The 16585-nt window shown below is 53.4% G+C and carries 13 protein-coding genes and 3 pseudogenes; 12 read left to right on the top strand and 4 right to left on the bottom strand.

Features of this window, described 5'->3' with window-relative positions; all coding sequences use genetic code 11:
* Positions 1-61: 61 nt before the first annotated feature.
* Positions 62-1309 (bottom strand): pyridoxal-phosphate-dependent aminotransferase family protein, encoded by a 1248-nt coding sequence (locus tag RJ38_RS17375; RefSeq protein ID WP_052245523.1) that lies wholly within the window; start codon positions 1307-1309, stop codon positions 62-64.
* 158 nt (positions 1310-1467) lie between these two features.
* On the opposite strand from RJ38_RS17375, the gene RJ38_RS17370 reads away from it, so the two are divergent.
* Entirely contained in the window at positions 1468-3264 is a 1797-nt protein-coding gene (locus RJ38_RS17370) for an ABC transporter ATP-binding protein (RefSeq protein WP_039020107.1), read from the top strand.
* A gap of 1 nt (position 3265) precedes the next feature.
* Here the strand turns inward: RJ38_RS17370 and RJ38_RS17365 are convergent, their stop codons facing one another.
* Positions 3266-3979, bottom strand: a complete 714-nt coding sequence (locus RJ38_RS17365; protein WP_039020224.1) for a glycosyltransferase — start codon at positions 3977-3979, stop codon at positions 3266-3268.
* Between the two features lie 57 nt (positions 3980-4036).
* On the opposite strand from RJ38_RS17365, the gene ygfZ reads away from it, so the two are divergent.
* Together ygfZ and RJ38_RS17355 are read left to right on the top strand one after the other, a co-directional pair.
* Positions 4037-4807, top strand: a complete 771-nt coding sequence (gene ygfZ / locus RJ38_RS17360; RefSeq protein ID WP_039020106.1) for a CAF17-like 4Fe-4S cluster assembly/insertion protein YgfZ — start codon at positions 4037-4039, stop codon at positions 4805-4807.
* Positions 4808-4901: 94 nt separating this feature from the next.
* Positions 4902-5540 (top strand): invasion associated locus B family protein, encoded by a 639-nt coding sequence (locus RJ38_RS17355; RefSeq protein WP_039020105.1) that lies wholly within the window; start codon positions 4902-4904, stop codon positions 5538-5540.
* Positions 5541-5628: 88 nt separating this feature from the next.
* On the opposite strand, the gene efp is transcribed toward RJ38_RS17355, so the two are convergent.
* Positions 5629-6192, bottom strand: a complete 564-nt coding sequence (gene efp, locus RJ38_RS17350; protein WP_039020104.1) for an elongation factor P — start codon at positions 6190-6192, stop codon at positions 5629-5631.
* 229 nt (positions 6193-6421) lie between these two features.
* Here efp and RJ38_RS17345 point away from each other — a divergent pair, with 229 nt between their 5' ends.
* The 9 genes and pseudogenes from RJ38_RS17345 to RJ38_RS17310 all read left to right on the top strand — a co-directional run.
* Complete coding sequence (locus tag RJ38_RS17345; RefSeq protein WP_039020103.1) at positions 6422-6736, top strand: DUF6280 family protein; 315 nt, start codon at positions 6422-6424, stop codon at positions 6734-6736.
* A 195-nt stretch (positions 6737-6931) separates the two neighbouring features.
* Positions 6932-7585: a protein-L-isoaspartate O-methyltransferase family protein gene (locus RJ38_RS17340; RefSeq protein WP_039020223.1), complete on the top strand. Its 654-nt coding sequence runs from the start codon at positions 6932-6934 to the stop codon at positions 7583-7585.
* Positions 7586-7695: 110 nt separating this feature from the next.
* Positions 7696-9078 (top strand): TolC family outer membrane protein, encoded by a 1383-nt coding sequence (locus RJ38_RS17335; RefSeq protein ID WP_238321750.1) that lies wholly within the window; start codon positions 7696-7698, stop codon positions 9076-9078.
* A gap of 221 nt (positions 9079-9299) precedes the next feature.
* Positions 9300-11234 carry a midas domain-containing protein gene (locus RJ38_RS18340; RefSeq protein ID WP_052245522.1) on the top strand — a complete coding sequence of 645 codons (1935 nt, stop codon included), beginning with the start codon at positions 9300-9302 and terminating at the stop codon, positions 11232-11234.
* A 241-nt stretch (positions 11235-11475) separates the two neighbouring features.
* On the top strand, positions 11476-12231 hold the full coding sequence (locus RJ38_RS17325) for a M48 family metalloprotease (protein ID WP_039020102.1): 756 nt from the start codon (positions 11476-11478) through the stop codon (positions 12229-12231).
* Between the two features lie 294 nt (positions 12232-12525).
* Positions 12526-12726, top strand: coding sequence for a hypothetical protein (locus RJ38_RS17320; RefSeq protein WP_156121924.1), 201 nt, complete (start codon positions 12526-12528; stop codon positions 12724-12726).
* 238 nt (positions 12727-12964) lie between these two features.
* A pseudogene (locus tag RJ38_RS17315) lies at positions 12965-13189 on the top strand (DNA adenine methylase); the annotation flags it as partial.
* Between the two features lie 605 nt (positions 13190-13794).
* A pseudogene (locus RJ38_RS19355) lies at positions 13795-14595 on the top strand (phage tail tape measure protein); the annotation flags it as partial.
* Positions 14596-14607: 12 nt separating this feature from the next.
* Positions 14608-15265: pseudogene (locus RJ38_RS17310) on the top strand (IS3 family transposase); the annotation flags it as partial.
* A 284-nt stretch (positions 15266-15549) separates the two neighbouring features.
* Here RJ38_RS17310 and RJ38_RS17305 read toward each other — a convergent pair.
* Complete coding sequence (locus tag RJ38_RS17305) at positions 15550-16584, bottom strand: tyrosine-type recombinase/integrase (protein WP_039020099.1); 1035 nt, start codon at positions 16582-16584, stop codon at positions 15550-15552.
* Between the last annotated feature and the right edge of the window lies 1 nt (position 16585).

The following is a 16585-nucleotide window of genomic DNA, read 5'->3' as shown; positions in this document are numbered from 1 at the left end:
CCCCAGTGTCTGACTTGATTAGTCAGGTATACATCAAGGCCCAGCAAGTCAATTTCAAAGCCTATAATCTCCCAGCGCAAACCTTACTGGCTGCGGCCAATGCACCGGGACCATGCGGGATATTCAGTGCCTGCATCCCGGTTTCAATCGCCCCCAAAGTGCCCAGAACCATATGCGCATTCACATGCCCCATATGGCCGATGCGGAAATGGCCATGCCATTCTGGATCACCGGCAGGGACGATGCCCAAGCCAATGCCCAGCGTCACGCCCAGATTCTCAGTCAACCAATCGCGCAAGGCCGTCCCGGTTGGGGCACCAATGCTGACCCCGGTGACGGCGTGACTGCGCTGATCCGGGTTTGGAACATGCATTTCCAAGGGGCCACCAGTGGCCCAAGCATCACAAGCCGCCCAAACCGCACGGGCCAAACGTTCATGACGTTTCCAAACATTTTCAATGCCTTCTTCGTGAATGATCATATTCAAGGCTTCGCGCAAACCCAACAAATGATGGGTGGGGGCTGTGCCATTAAAGAACTGATAAAACCCTTCAGGGTTGGCGCGCGGGACCCAGTTCCAATAGGGAGAAACCTGTTTCAAGTTCTTCTGACGTTCCGCCGCGCGGTCGCTGAAAAACACAAGCCCAACACCTGGCGGCACCATCAGGCCTTTTTGACAAGCCGTGACAGCAACATCGACGCCCCAAGCGTCCATCTCGAAGCGATCACAGCCCATGGACGCAATGCAATCACATAGCAACAAGGCGTCATGCCCCGCCTCATCAATCGCTTTGCGCAGCCCGACCACATCATTTTTATATGAGGTCGATGTGTCGACATGTGCGCATAGAATATTGCGAATTTCGCCTTTCGGATCGTCACGCAAACGCATCTCAATACGCGCCAAATCCCATCCGGCGTTTTTGCCGAAATCCATGATCTCAACGTCAAGGCCCAGGCCCGCTGCATGATTTGCCCAGCCCTGACCGAACATCCCGTTCACCAACACCAGAACCTTTTCACCAGGCGCCGTGGTGTTCACAAGTGAGGCTTCCCAACCGCCGTGGCCGTTCGACACATAAATTGCCACATGGTGACGGGTGCGTGCGACGGCCTTAAGATCGGCGACCAAACCATCCATCATGTCCAACAACGCACCGGTGTAAATGTTGGGCGCAGGTTGATGCATCGCGTTCAACACCCGATCAGGCATAACGGAAGGTCCTGGAATCGCAAGGTAATGTCGCCCTGAAGCCAAGGTGGCAGCATGAGATTTTCTTGCTGAAAGCGAATTGTTTTGATCTGTCATGAAAAGCCCTACGATCTCTGGTTGGGAAAAAGCTACGGCGCGAAAGCTATCGCGTCAATCAAACTATCTTTGCCGAAACAGGCGGATGCATTTCAGTGTTCTTGCACCCCTGCGCCAGAGCCGTTACATCTGAAGCACTGCACGAGACAGGATAGACCGTGACCAAAACCGCCTCCCCTAATACAACGACCCCAACAAACCCCGAAATCGAATACACGTCGCGCACCCTATTTGCCCGGCTGTGGACCGATTATCTGCGTCATCACAAACTTCCCTTGGCCGTGGTTGCGATTTTGATGATCATCAATGGTGGATCTCTGGCGGTCTTGGCCAAAATGCTTGAACCTATGTTTGACAATGTATTTGTGGGCGGTGATGCCGGGGCGACCTGGTGGATTGGCGGCGTAATCTTGGGGCTGTTTGTCGTGCGCGGCATCGCAGAACTGATCAGCAAAACCATGCTGGCGTCAATCTCCATGCGGTCATCCACCGACATGCAAGTTGATCTGCTTCGCCATATCCTATCGCTTGACAGTCAGTTCTTTCATAAGAACCCACCTGGATCACTTATGGAACGTATTCAAGGGGATACGGTTCAAGTTCAAAGCGTTTGGCGTGTTGTCATCCAAGGCATTGGTCGTGATTTCTTCTCGCTGTTTGGCTTGTTTTTCGTGGCCATCATCACCGATCCCGTTTGGACATTTTTCGCGGTGATCGCTGTACCTTTGCTGATTTTACCAACCGCAGCCCTTCAACGGTACATTCGTCGCAAGACCAAACATTTGCGCGAAGAAGCAGGCAAGCGATCCACCCGTCTGGACGAGATCTTCCATGGCATTCACGCCATCAAGCTGAACCAGATGGAGACCTATCAGGTTTCGCAGTTTCGCAGCATCATTGACCGCATCGTCAAGGCCGAGGTGAAAACCGCTGCGGGTCAAGCCACTACTCCCACCATGATTGACTTCATCACCGGGCTTGGCTTTTTTGCTGTCTTGATCGTTGGCGGCCAAGAAATCATTTCCGGCGAGAAATCTGTTGGCCAATTTATGACCTTTTTCACTGCCATGTCGCTGACGTTTCAACCCTTGCGCCGGTTGGGCGCGGCGGCTGGCACCTGGCAAATCGCCGCCGCCAGCCTTGAGCGTCTCTATCGGTTGTTTGACACCAAACCGACCATCACTTCGCCCAGCGCGCCCACAGCATTGCGTGCCGACGCTGGAACTGAAGTCAAATTCAACGATGTCAAACTTGACTATGGAAACATCCCTGCCCTGCGTGGTCTGAATTGCGTTGCCGAGGCCGGGAAAACCACTGCGTTCGTCGGCACGTCCGGCGCGGGTAAAAGCACGGTCTTCAACGTTCTCACCCGTATGACAGATCCCACATCTGGCCATGTGACATTGGGTGGCACGGATATTTCGCAATTGTCCTTGGATGATCTACGCGCACAGTTCTCTTCCGTGGCGCAAGACGCGCTGCTGTTTGACGAAACCCTACGCGAAAACGTCATGCCCGGCATTGCGAATGTGGACAATACACATCTGCAAAAAGCTCTGGAGGCCGCCAATGTGGCGGATTTTGTCAACAGCCTGCCCGACGGGTTGGACAGCCCAGCGGGCCCACGCGGTGCCAATCTGTCCGGCGGTCAACGCCAACGCATCGCAATCGCCCGCGCCTTGCTACGCGACGCCCGTGTCTTATTGCTAGACGAGGCGACATCGGCCCTCGACACAAAATCAGAAGCGGTGGTTCAAGCCGCGATCGAAGCCCTATCAGAGGGGCGCACGACTTTGGTTATCGCCCACCGCCTGTCGACCATTCGCAATGCGGATAAGATCATCGTGCTGGATCAAGGGCGCGTCGCGGAAGAAGGCAGCCACGATGACCTTCTGGCAAAAGATGGCATTTACGCCGGGCTTTGGGCGCTGCAATCAAAGTCACCTGCGACCTGATCTATCGCCTCCGATTATAGGCTTCGGCCAGGATATCCGGCGATGCGCCAAGGAAATATCGCATCAACAGGGTTAGGTTTTTGGCCCCACGCCGAAACCAGCCTTCGCGGCTGTACTTGTCTTCGCTGGTGAAAATCCGTGTGTCCAACAGTCGTATCGGCTTCAAACGTCGTGCAATCGCGACATCTTCCATCAATGGGATGTCGTCATACCCCTCGACTTCGCGATACAGCGGGTGTGGCACCAATAGCCCTTGATCTCCGTAAGGCAAACCAAACTTGCGGCTTCTCAGGTTCGCCCACCCCGCAACAATCTTTGCCCTCAGACCACTGGGTTCTGCCGTGGTTCCCCATGTGGTTGATTGTCGAAATGCCAATGAAAATGCTGCGGGGCCCTGGTGCGCCCCAATATGATCCAGCACCTCTTGGGTCCATCCAGCGGCAAGCCAGCTGTCCGCATGCAAAAACAACAACCAAGACCCCCGCGCCTGACTGCCCCCCCGTTTCAATTGCCCACCACGCCCTGGCGGTCCAGTCACCGCAGTGATCCCCGCCGCAGCCACGATATCAAGCGTTTCGTCACAAGATCGCCCATCAGACACGATAATCTCGCGGATCAGGCCAGCATCCAGCCCCTCTTGCAAGGCGGCAAGGCAACCGGGCAAGGCTTCACGGGCATTCAACGTGGGAATTACAACAGAAACAGGTGCACGCATCATTTTCTTTCCATATAAAAGTCTTATATCCTAGAGACCGCACAATAGGACAGAGTTATGAACAAATTCCATCTCCCCGGCAGACGCGTCATCACGATCACTGGTTCTGAACGGGTTGGCTTCCTGCAAGGTTTGATCACCAATACCATTCCAGACGGCCCAAGCGACACCCGTTTGATCTATGCTGCATTGCTGACACCTCAAGGCAAGTATCTTGCGGATTTCTTCATCAAACCCCAGCCAGATTCCCTACTTCTGGATGTCGCCGAAACCCATGCCGATATGCTGCTACAACGTCTGACGATGTATCGCTTACGCGCTGATGTGCAGTTCACAACCAGCCCCCTGTCGGTGATCATTGGCTATGATTCCCCCCCGGAAACCGCCGACATTGACCCGCGCCACACAGCATTGGGTTGGCGCGCCTATGGTGATCCAACAGATCTTGAAACCGCCCCGGACAACACCGCCCTATATGTGGAACATCTTATCCCCCAAACCGGAGAAGAGCTCACGCCTGACACCTATATCTTAGAAGCCGGGTTTGAACGTCTGAACGGCGTTGATTTCAAAAAAGGGTGCTTTATCGGACAAGAAATCGTTGCCCGCATGAAATACAAAACCGAATTGCGCAAAGGATTGGCCCATGTCACGGTTGAAGGCGACGCCCCTCCCGGCACAGCTATCACATTGGATGGCAAGGCTGTTGGCACGCTTCACAGCCGCGCAGGCGATCAGGCGATTGCCTATCTGCGTTTTGACCGTGCCAAAGACGGTATGGTCGCAGGCGCCGCGAAAGTCACATTATCCAAGCAATCCAACGCTTGACGCGGCGCATTGGCAAAAGCAAACTGCTTCACATGAGAAAGCCGCTTTTGCTTTGCTCACACAGTTCTAAGGCTAGCATATAAAGGGTCATTCCATGTGGAAAATTACAGCATTACTGACAGGGGCACTTTTTCTTGCGGCCTGTCAGCAAAATCAACCCACCCCATCAGATCGACCCGTACAGCACGTCAATACAGAGCCAGAATTTTCCAGCACACAAAGTGAACGCCTCCCGCAAAGCTGGCAAGACGCCGTCGGCCCGGGGTTTCGCTACATCAGCAGGCACGGATATTGGTCCGTGCTTTGCAAGGACGCGACGAAGGGATGCTGGGCCACCGCCCGGGTAGACGAAAGATCCAAAGGTCACTTCTTACGCGCCCAAGTCGCAAGAATATTTGATGCCCCACCCCATCACCGCGCCTTGGCTATGAGCTTTCGCAAAAGCTATCACACTGCTGACGGTGTGACGATCAGCACCGCATCAGGGGTAAACCTCAATGTCGACTATGAATACTGCAATGATGAACGCTGCACAGCCCGGGTCGTATTCAAGCGCGCAGACTGGGAAGATCTCCTGCGTGCGGGTGAAATCCAGCTTACGGTATCTGATGCCAACGGGCAGCGACACTTTACGACACTTGGGACCGAACGTTTGGAAGAAGCCCTGGGCGTCGCCGAAGCATCGGAAAAGCAGCGCTATGGCAACAGCTATCAGGGCGTAACACTTCCCTAATCCACCAACAGGGTGGTCACGAAAATCGGTCTTCCATCAAAAAAAGCGCCCCAAAGGGCGCTTTTCAAAAACGAGAACACGATGTGGTTTAGGCGCGTTCTGAATATTCCATGGTTTCCGTGTTCACGACGATGTCTTCGTCTTGGCCAACAAAAGGTGGCACCATGACTTTCACACCATTGTCCAAGATCGCAGGCTTAAAGCTGTTGGCCGCGGTTTGGCCTTTGATCACAGGCTCTGTCTCAACGACCTTGCAAGTCACTTTCTGCGGCAATGATGCGGATAGGGCCTCATCTTCGTGGTATTCGATCACAGCTGTCATGCCGTCTTGAAGGAATGGGCGGCGATCGCCTAGGATATCAGACGGCAATTCAATCTGGTCATAGGTTTCCGTGTCCATGAACACCAACATTCCATCGTTTTCATAAAGGAACGTCTGGTCTTTTTGCTCAAGGCGCACGCGTTCTACTTTATCCGCAGACCGGAACCGTTCGTTCAATTTGGACCCGTTGCGCAGGTTCTTCATTTCCACCTGAGCAAACGCACCACCCTTGCCAGGTTTCACATGGTCGACCTTCACAGCCGCCCAAAGACCATCGTTATGTTCCAGCACATTGCCGGGGCGAATTTCATTTCCATTGATCTTAGGCATGCGTGTGTTCCTGGGTAATTTCTTGATAAATCTTGATCGAAGCTGGTTTGAACCTATATATTCAACACGCCAAGCTGACAAGGTGAGGTTCCTGAGCGTTAGGGTTTTGTTTAGCTATGCACCATACGCATGGCAGGTATACAAATATGGCAAGGCCGAATCGTTCAGAGTAGTGCATATTGAACGTCACGCTTCAAAGCACAAGAGCAAAAAAGAAAGAGAACGCGAGATGCTAGATTTTGTTGATGGTTCAGCGTTTAACAATGAACAAGGCAACCGAGCTAAAAAGCTTTTTGCCGCTGTCGTCCTGGCCGCATTAGATGATGCGATTGCCGACGATAAAAAATATGGAAACGGCCCCGAGCAAATCGCACGTTGGGCGCGTTCACGTGACGGCCGCGAAGTTCTATCTTGCGCTGGCATCGATCCCAACGAACGCGTTGTTGGTGGGTTGATGGAATTCGTTGACAAAGGTGTTCGCACATCTGTGGCCCTTTCTCGTGAAGAAAGCGAACGCCGCAACCAACAAGCGGAAGCTGCATAAACAGGTTTAACCACCTAATGTCACAATTTTACGAAACGCGCCTGACTTTGGGCGCGTTTTGTCGTTCTCGCCCTCTTCTATCAACGCTAGATTAAACCTTCGGCAGGAATGCCGCCCCTGATCGATCGGTGTATTGCCCCTGCGTCTCATCTGTGGCATGACAAGATCAACGAAACCAAACGAATGAGTTTAGTTGTGTCAGATTATTCTACCCGCCGCACAATGATGGTCGACACGCAGGTGCGTCCATCCGATGTCACCAAATTCCCCATCATCGATGCGATGTTGAAGGTTGAGCGTGAAAACTATGTCCCCGAGGCCCAACGTGACGCGGCCTATGCCGATCGCGAAGTCGTTCTGGCCCCTGGTCGCGTTGTGACCGAGCCACGCACATTTGCCAAAATGTTGGACGCCCTCAATATTCAGCCCACTGAGCTGGTCTTAAACTTGGGCTGCGGCCTGGGTTATTCCGCCGCAGTTCTATCTCGTCTGTGTGACGCGGTGGTTGCGGTTGAAGAACTTGACGGCATGGCTGACGAAGCCCAGTCGATGTTAAGCTCCGCAGGTGCCGATACAGCAGCGGTGATTGCCGGTGCATTGACGGAAGGTGCGCCCAAGCACGGCCCTTACGATGTCATCCTAATCGAAGGTGGCATTGCACAATTGCCCGCCGCGATTTCCGATCAATTGGCCGAAGGTGGCCGGATCGGGGCGATCTTTATGCAGGGTGCCCTTGGAACCATGCGTGTGGGCCATAAGGCCGATGGTAGAATCACATGGCGCGATTCATTTAATGCGACTGCACCAATTTTGCCTGGTTTTGAAACAGAGGCCGCCTTCGCTCTATAAATACGCAGATCAGGATGTGCACTTCTGTGCCCTTTACCCCTGCGACAGAAATTGGCACGGTCTGCGTTTCATACAGATGCAGACCGCATAATTGGTACAGGAGACAGGAATTGACCTTCCCGCTACGCAAACTCACTATTACCGCATTCACGGTGACCTCCCTTTTCTTCTCCAGCGCAGCAGCCCACGCAGAAACATTGGCAGATGCGCTTGTATCAGCCTATGAAGAATCCGGGTTGCTGCAACAGAACCGTGCTGTCCTTCGGGCTGCGGATGAAAATGTCGCCCAAGCCGTTGCGGCTTTGCGCCCAACTGTGACCTACCTGCTGCGCAGCCAAGCAACATATCAGGAAGGGTCTCACACCGCGCCTTTCACTGAATCAGCAACATTGAACTTCACTCTGCCAATTTATCAATTTGGCCGAGGCCGCCTGGCCATCGAAGCGCAGAAGGAAACAGTCCTTGCCACCCGCGAAGCCCTTGTCGGCGTTGAGCAACAAGTTCTATTGCGCGCGGTCCAAGCTTATATGAACGTACGCCGCGATGCGGAATTCGTGAACCTCAGCCACAACAACGTGCGTTTGATCACCCAAGAATTGCGCGCGGCACGTGATCGTTTTGAAGTTGGTGAAATCACCCGCACCGACGTTTCCTTGGCCGAAGCCCGCTTGGCATCTGCCCGCGCAACATTGGCCGCCCGCGAAGGTGGTCTACAAGTTGCCCGCGAAGAATACCGCGCCGCCGTCGGTCATTACCCCAACAGTTTGGCATCCCCACCCCGCGCGCCGTCCACCGCATCCGACATAGATGCCGCACAGGCGCTTGCACGAAACAACCACCCAGACCTGAAGCGCGCCCAACGTGACGTCACCGTGGCTGAGCTGAACCTCATGCTGACGGAACGCCAGATGCTGCCAACCGTCAGCGCGCGCGCCAGCGGGTCGGTCATTGAAAACTCTCGTGACAATGCGACCGTTGGCTTGGACATCACGGGCCCCATCTATCAAGGTGGTCAGCTGAAATCTGCGCAACGTGCCTCCATGGCCCAGCGTGACGCAGCCCGCGCCGGGGTTTTGCTGGCCGGGCAATCCGTTCAACAAAATGTTGGCGTTGCTTGGTCAAACCTCGCGATTTCCGGTGCTCAGATTCGCGCCTCTAATCAGGCGATCCGTGCCTCTCGCGCGGCTTGGGAAGGTATTCGGGAAGAAGCCCGCCTTGGTGCACGCACAACGCTTGATGTTTTGAACGCCGAACAAGATCTTTTGGATGCGCGTTCCAATCTGGTGACGGCACAAAGCGACGCGCAAGTTGCCGCTTATTCCCTTCTGTCTTCCATGGGCTTGCTGACCGTTAAACACCTGAATCTCGGCGTCCAAACCTACGATCCAGCAGCTTACTATAATTCGGTATCCAACGCCCCGACACGCCCCACCAGCGAACAAGGTGAACGCCTTGATGCACTGCTGCGTTCTATTGCGGGCGGCGGCAACTAAGCCCCCCTAAATCATGGTGCGCGGCCCCTTTGGGCCCCACCAGAAATACCGCGATGTCAGGCAATCTATGCGCCCAGGACATCACACCTGTGACATAACCAGTCGACATATCCCCCATCATTTAGAATTTTACCTGTCTGTTGTGTGAGAACCGGTCCACGTCTATATTGGGACCTCTTAGGATGCGTATTTAACGCGCAAAGCTGCCACAGGATCAGACCATGTCAGAACCCGTCTCTAAAGCTGAAGTCGAGGATGTGTTATCCTCCATTCGTAGACTTGTGTCCGACGAAGTTCTCACTGTTCCAGCATCAGCCCCTAAGCCTGCATCAAACATCCGCGTTGCGACCAATACTGCTGACAATGCCAATGAAACAAATGGCTTAACCCCAAATATTGGGTCCGAAGTCTCGTCAGAAATCGCGCCTTCGGACCCCGCTGACACCACATGGAACACCCGTTTTGTGCTCTCGCCCGACCTGCGCATTCAAGAGACAACCGAACAGGCAGAAAGCCCCCTCGAAGTCCCTGCAACGGCGACAGAATCGCCTGCACCAGAGACCGACACTTCGACCGCTTCCATCCTCAAACTTGTGCCCGAAGCAACGAATTTGAATGATATTGCTGAAATCTCCCCCCCAGAGGAAGAGATTTCAGATCCCGTCCAAGACGACGAAACGGACGAGAACACGACCGAACTGGACTTCAATCAATTGGCGCATGAACCCATCGCCGAATTTCAAGATGCGGTGTCCCCCAGCGACGTTCCAAGCTTCCAGCGATTGGAAGAACGTGCGGCCCATATGGAAGTCGCCATCGCGGAACAAGACAATGAATGGGAACCAGACGGATCAGACGAGGACGCGCAGAATTCAACAATGTTACTTGATCGCGTCACCAGCGATGAAACCTTGTCTAACGCAACGGCGCCGACAGCGGATCTTTCCCCGACCGCACAAGACGCACCCTTGGTGCTGGGCGACATCCAACGCGCCGAAGACCCTCAGGTAACGAAAACCGAAACACAGCCCCCCCTTGCGCCCTATGTTCTCGGTCAAGAAGAGGCCGTGGCACCGATGGATTTGGCAACCCCCGAAGCCCCGCAAGTGTTCGAGGCCACGGATCACGCAACAGAGTTCGGTTCTGACGCCCCCATTACCGAACACACCGACCCCCTATTGGCAGACGCCCTGCACGGCGATCACCCGTTTCAATCTTCGACCGATGACAATGCTGCAGACCTCACCACAACCGAAGAAGCTGCCGATGCTGAGATGCTAGATGCTATGCAACAGGTCTCGACAGCCGATGATACCATCACCCCCGCACAGCAAGATAACGCGGATCAACCCCTTGTTTCTAAGGATGGTGACGATCTAAGCGACAGTCCCGAAATCGAAGATATCATGCTGGAAGCTGGCTCTCTAACGATGGATCAGACACCGCCAGAGCCCCCGGCAGATACTGCTATGAACGCAGAGCCCCCTGCCCCCGTCGCTTCCCTCGATGGGCCATTGATTCTGATGGCGAGCGAGCTCACTGAGCCAGAGATGCTCAGCAGCGACACCCCCGAAACATCGGCGGATGAACTGCCCGTAAGTGACGAAGAAACCATCGTGACCGTAGCCGCCGCGGCCGTCGACGATGCTGTTGTCGAAACAGATGCGTCAACGATCGCCGAAATTGTAACCGTGGACGAAGTAACCCCAGAGATCGCTCTGACGGATACCGACGCCAACGACACACAAGAAACATCTACCGATGTCGAGGATATCCAAGAAGCCGTTGCTGACCCAGAAGCAATCACCTCTCAGGACCAAGAGGCAGACCCTGAGGCTGACGAACGCACTGATGTTGATACGGAAGCCGAAGAAACCATCATCGAAACAAGCGACGCGGCGGTTGCGACCGCCTCTGAGGCCACAGCAAACACTGCCCCAGAGCTGCCAGCAGCTGTAGAGGCCTCAGCGCCGACAGAAACTGTTTCAACAGCAACTGACCTCTTGGCAAATGAGGACGCATTGCGCGACCTTATTTCAGATGTTGTGCGCCAAGAATTACGTGGCCCTCTCGGCGAACGTATCACCCGCAATATGCGCAAGATGGTGCGCCGTGAAATCTACCGCACAGTCTCTGCCCGCGACTGCGAAAACTAAGCCACACATCCACAATGGATTAATCTCATGCATCTTTGGGTGGCACTGTTCTGCTATGGACAGTGCTGTCATGATGTTCAAACGCAGTAGCCAACCCCACCAATATGTTGCGCGACAGATGAAATGCAGTCCGCTAGGCCAAACGCCTTGCATTTCGCCAATCCACGCCTAAACTTCGTTCCGTACAAAACCGCCCCCCTTTTGGGGACGCTTCAAAATTCAGATATTCCGGAGGAATAAATTGCGTCATTTAATCATTGCGATTGTTACCGCTGTGCCGTTTTTGGCAGGCTGTGTTGACACCAACACAACAGCACCGTCATCGACAAAGCCGACCACTGCGTCCGCCCCCGCAGCGCCGTCCAATCGGGGAAATCTTGCAGCCCAACGTATCGCGGCCGGGAATCCGAATCTCATCATCGCATCGCGCGGATCCTCACATTACCGTGCCGCGCTTGCACGGGTGAAGCCCGTTGCAGAAGCTGAATGCCGCGCCCGTGGCGTCCGCGAATGTGACTTCGCCTTCCTTGAGGACATTAATCCCAAGGCGCCTGTGAACGCCTTTCAAACACGCGATGGCAACCAACCCGTTGTGATCCTGACGCGAAGCCTGCTGAACCAAGTTAAAGATCCGCATCAAATCGCCTTTATCATCAGCCATGAAACCTCGCACCACATCCGAAACCACTTGCCTCGCCAGCAACGCAACTCCCAAGCTGGGGGACTGCTTGGCGCGATCCTTGCCAGCCAGATCGGGGTAAATGTAAACGATGGTGCACGCATCGGCGGTTTCCTTGGATCCCGAGGCTACAGTCAAAGCTTTGAACTTGAAGCCGACAGTTTAGGCGCAGCCATTGCCCATCGCGCCGGTTATGATCCCGTCAAAGGCATTCAGTTCTTTGCCCGCGGTGGTAACAGTCGCCAACAGATCTTCGCGACCCACCCACCAGATGCCAAACGCATTGAAAACGTGGAACGCGTCGCCGCCGGTCTATAATTTCGAAACACCGTTCAAGGGCTTACTCGTTCTGCCCTTGAACACCTCGCCCCCGAGGGCGCGATCATGCTGAATCCGCCTAGGCAGTCACCAAAATACTAGACCGAAGACTGCAGCAGCCCCCTGCCACGGCAGCTTACACCCGAAACATGTCTCGGCCCAATATGCATTCAAGGCATTGAATCAATTAAATCAAATCCACTCAAAAGTATATTGACACCGATTGCTATTCCATGATTCTATTACCCCAATCATCACGATCGCAAAGTTCGGACAAACATACAGGTGGATATCATGAATCGTATTCAGGTTACTGAAGGCAGTCCTGTTTTTGGTCATTCGACCGGAAACCAGCCCTTTCGCACGTCCGAAAAATCTGTTCCCATCCGTGAACGTGAACGTGATGAAATGCAGCAAGCCTTAAGCGCGCGGAGAAAAATGCGATCACCCGCATCCTCCAGATCGCGTTTTGGCGAGTACCATAGCATGAACTAACCGTGAGATCGTGCCTTTCAGCGCACCACGGTTAAATCATTCAGCAGGCAGCCTGATCAAACGCGCAGGGAAAAGGATGACATGCCTCTATAGGGGACCTACCCGGTTTAGACAGAACAATGAGATGATATCTTAGGGTTTTCTGCTGAGATGTTCGGTCTGATTGTAGTTCCTGAACAATACAACAGCGTGATTGAACTGCACTTCATCGAAGAACAACAGCGCAAGCTGGTATAATCACATCACTTATGCAGAACCCTTTGTCGGCATGGGTGGGATATTTCTGAAGCGTCAACACCAGCCTCGTGCTGAAGTGATCAACGATCTGGGCCGCGATGTCGCCAATCTGTTTCGCATCCTGCAACGTCACTATCCCCAGTTTCTAGATGTGCTGAAATTCCAACTGACCACACGCGTTGAATTTGACCGTCTCAGCAAAACTGACCCGGATATGCGCCGCGCCAACTACGGGCAGTGTTCGCACAATGCCTGCGCCGCACATGGGTTTCTGTCAAAGCTGCCAATGCTCTTCGGGTTAGCTCTGCGGTCAGCCTTCTTGCTGAGCTGAATAGCTTAGAAAATCGTACCCGATTGGGTTGGATTGGGATCCAGAAGCTTAGCGAATTAAGCGATGCTTACTGCCTAGCTAAAGCCCGTGAGGATGTGCGTTCTGGCGCGCAATCAGATGCCCGTAACAAAGCAACGTACGAGCCAATCACGTTAATCAAGGGCCCTTTAGGTGTTATCACGGGAATGCAATCACCTGACCTTCCACAATGCTATGAGGTGGCGGCATGAGCGCTATAGTTTCAAATCGTCGCCAGTTGTTGCTTGGCTTGCTGAGCGCGGTCTTTGGCGATGACGACGACGAGGACGACACAGCGGGAAAGCCGCATTAAGCAGCCTCGCTGATCACGTCTATCTGATCGACTGTGGCTGGTCGCATTCCGATCTGAACCTGATGGATGAAGAAGAATTCGTTTTTTGGTTGGAAGAAGCCATCGAATTCAATCGTCGCGTTGCTGAAGAACAGCGCAAAGCTTCAGAAAAAGAAAGTGGCAAACCCTCATGAGCCGTCGCAAGGCAGAAATGATTCTCGAACTCATCGACCGGGCCACACGACCGGCGCGGCGGTTCATGAGGTTGCAGGAACGCATGGGGCGCGCATCAGCTGCGTCCAGCCGTATGGCTGGTCGCGCATCCCGTGTTCATCAGCGTGCAACGGACGCTTTGGCAAATTCCCAAAAAAGATTAAACAGTAAGATTGAGCGCACGAACGGGCTATTGGATCGACAAAAAGACCGCATGCGAAAAGCTGCTTTTAGTGCGGTGGCAATTGGTACAGCTCTCGCGGGGCTGACTGAACCCGCGATCAGGGCAGAAGTACGCCTTGCCGAGATATCCAAAGTTATCGACTTCAATGAGGATAATGGCTTCCGCCTTCTGCAGGAAGATATCCGTAACCTGGTCACCGATGGTGGTCTTGCGACCACAGCATCAGCAGTTGAGGATATCGTGGCAGCAGCCGGCCGAATGGGCGTTGTTGATGCCAATCTGCCAGATGCCCAAAAGCGTGCGGAATTACTTGAATTTGCAACATCTGCGTCCATGATGGCAGTTGCGTTCGGGGTGTCGGCTGATGAGGCTGGTATGGCTCTTGCGCGTTGGCGGCAAAACCTAGGGCTTTCGCAAGATGAGGCAATGCTTCTAGGCGATACAGTCAACCTTCTTGGCAACACGATGGCGACGAACGAAGCCGATATTATGCAGGTCATCAATCGACAAGGTGTTGTCGCAAAATCAGCTGGCCTCGCTGCCAGCGAAATCGCCGCATTGAGTGCTACGATCCTAGCATCCGGTGCCAGCCCTGAAATTGCGGCGCTGACCGAGGAACTGCAAGAATTGGGATTACCGGTGGGCCATCGCAGGGTCGGACGTCTGATGGGCGAGAATGGCATCAAGATCATCAGAACCCAGAAATACAAGGCGACAACGGACAGCAACCACACGTTCAACATTGCACCAAATCTGTTGGATCAAGATTTCTCAGCGACTGGCCCCAATCAGAAATGGGCTGGCGACATCAGCTACATTTGGACCAGCGAAGGTTGGCTGTATCTTGCCGTCATCCTTGACCTGTATTCTCGCCGCGTCATCGGTGGGCTATCAGTAACCGCATGAAGAAGGATCTGGCAATCCGGGCGTTAGATATGGCCGTTGCTTTGCGCCAACCACCGGAGGATTGCATTCACCATACGGATCGTGGTTCCAATATTGCTCAAATGAGTATCAGAAGCGCTTGTCCAAGCACGGTTTCAAGGTCTCGATGAGCGGCAAGGGAAATTGTTATGATAATTCTATGGTCGAGACGTTCTTCAAATCCATTAAGGCTGAGCTGATTTGGCGCAACCGTTGGGACACACGCCGTCAGGCTGAAGGCGCGATCTTCCAGTATATCAACGGGTTCTATAACCCGCGCCGTCGCCACTCATCGCTTGGCGGGAAAAGTCCCTTGGCTTTTGAGCGAAAGGCCGCATAAATGAGTTCAGAGACCGGAACGTAAGCGGGACAAGACCACTGTGGTAGAGCTAGAGGATGGGTTCACTCGTGATGTATCTTCCGTCGGCCATTTTGGAACAGGAGACTTGGAAGTTTCGGTGAAAACCTATGATGACTTTGAACGTGCCAAGGATTTGATCGTCAGGTCATATGAAGCATCATAACAGTCGCAGGACAAAAAGCTGTAGGTAGCCAACAATTAGATGCCTCCGAATGATCCCGATTTAGATGCGCTCCCCTGCGGTTGCCTTTTAAGTTAACGTTTCAGTCCAGATCATCATCTTCACCTGGGTCAGGATAGTCGATTCTAGGATCGGACGCCCTGATCCATTTACGCTTCTTGAAGAACTCAGGTCCGTCGTCGTAATGGGCCAATGCACCTGCCTCAATATGACCCAGTATTGCGCGACGCATCTCGCCATCAGCGCCAGCACGACGCATTGCATTGCTGTACGTCGATCTCCAAGAGTAAAGGACCTTCTTTTTGTGAATTATCGGAGGGTCCATAATTTCTCTGATGAGCCTGATAAAGTTGTGCCGCACCGTCTGCGCCCGATCCTTCTTTTGTGATAAAAACGTATCGAACCCGCCCGCATGGAAAAATGCTGGGAAATCAGCAATCTCAGGGTGCAACGGAATAGACCTGTCCGATCCCTCAGTTTTCGATCCAATAACGATCAGACTTTTGTCGGTGACATTTTCAGGCAACAGAGACAGAACTTCTTTGGGGCGCATGGCAGTAAACGCCTGAACCCGACAAACCATATGGATAGCCCGGCGACGTTTATCTGACATCCCACGCAGCGGTGATCCCCACACTTCGTCCATCGCCGCAAATATACGACGCGCCTCCTCGGGAGAAAATGGTTTCCATTTGATCATCTGGGTGGAACGTTTCTCAGGCTTCAACACCACAGATGGCATAGGGTTATCAGATATTTTCCCCTCACCAATCGCGTATTTGAACATGCCCCTAATTGGTGTGAACAATGATTGAAGCGAACTTGCTTTAACATCATCTGGTTGTGCATCACGAAACTCACGGAGCCTATCTGCATTCAAATGCTCTAACGGGATATCGCCCACTTGTGTGATTAAACGTCTGATCACACGACGATACTTGTTCCGAACTTCTGGCTTCAATTGATTTTTTTTGAAGTAGGCTTCTGACATCGCAGTGATCGTATTAGGGTTGCCACCCAAATCGTTGATACGACGCTCCAGTTTCCGCTTCACCAGATCAAATTCATCACGCTCATCAAGGTCAGTAGGAGTGATGACATTATCATTAAAACACAAT

Origin of the sequence: Halocynthiibacter namhaensis (assembly GCF_000812685.1) — a bacterium.
Taxonomy (GTDB): Bacteria; Pseudomonadota; Alphaproteobacteria; order Rhodobacterales; family Rhodobacteraceae; genus Halocynthiibacter; species Halocynthiibacter namhaensis.
The sequence above is the reverse complement of the archived record's forward strand: the minus strand, read 5'-3'. Positions and strand labels throughout refer to the sequence as shown.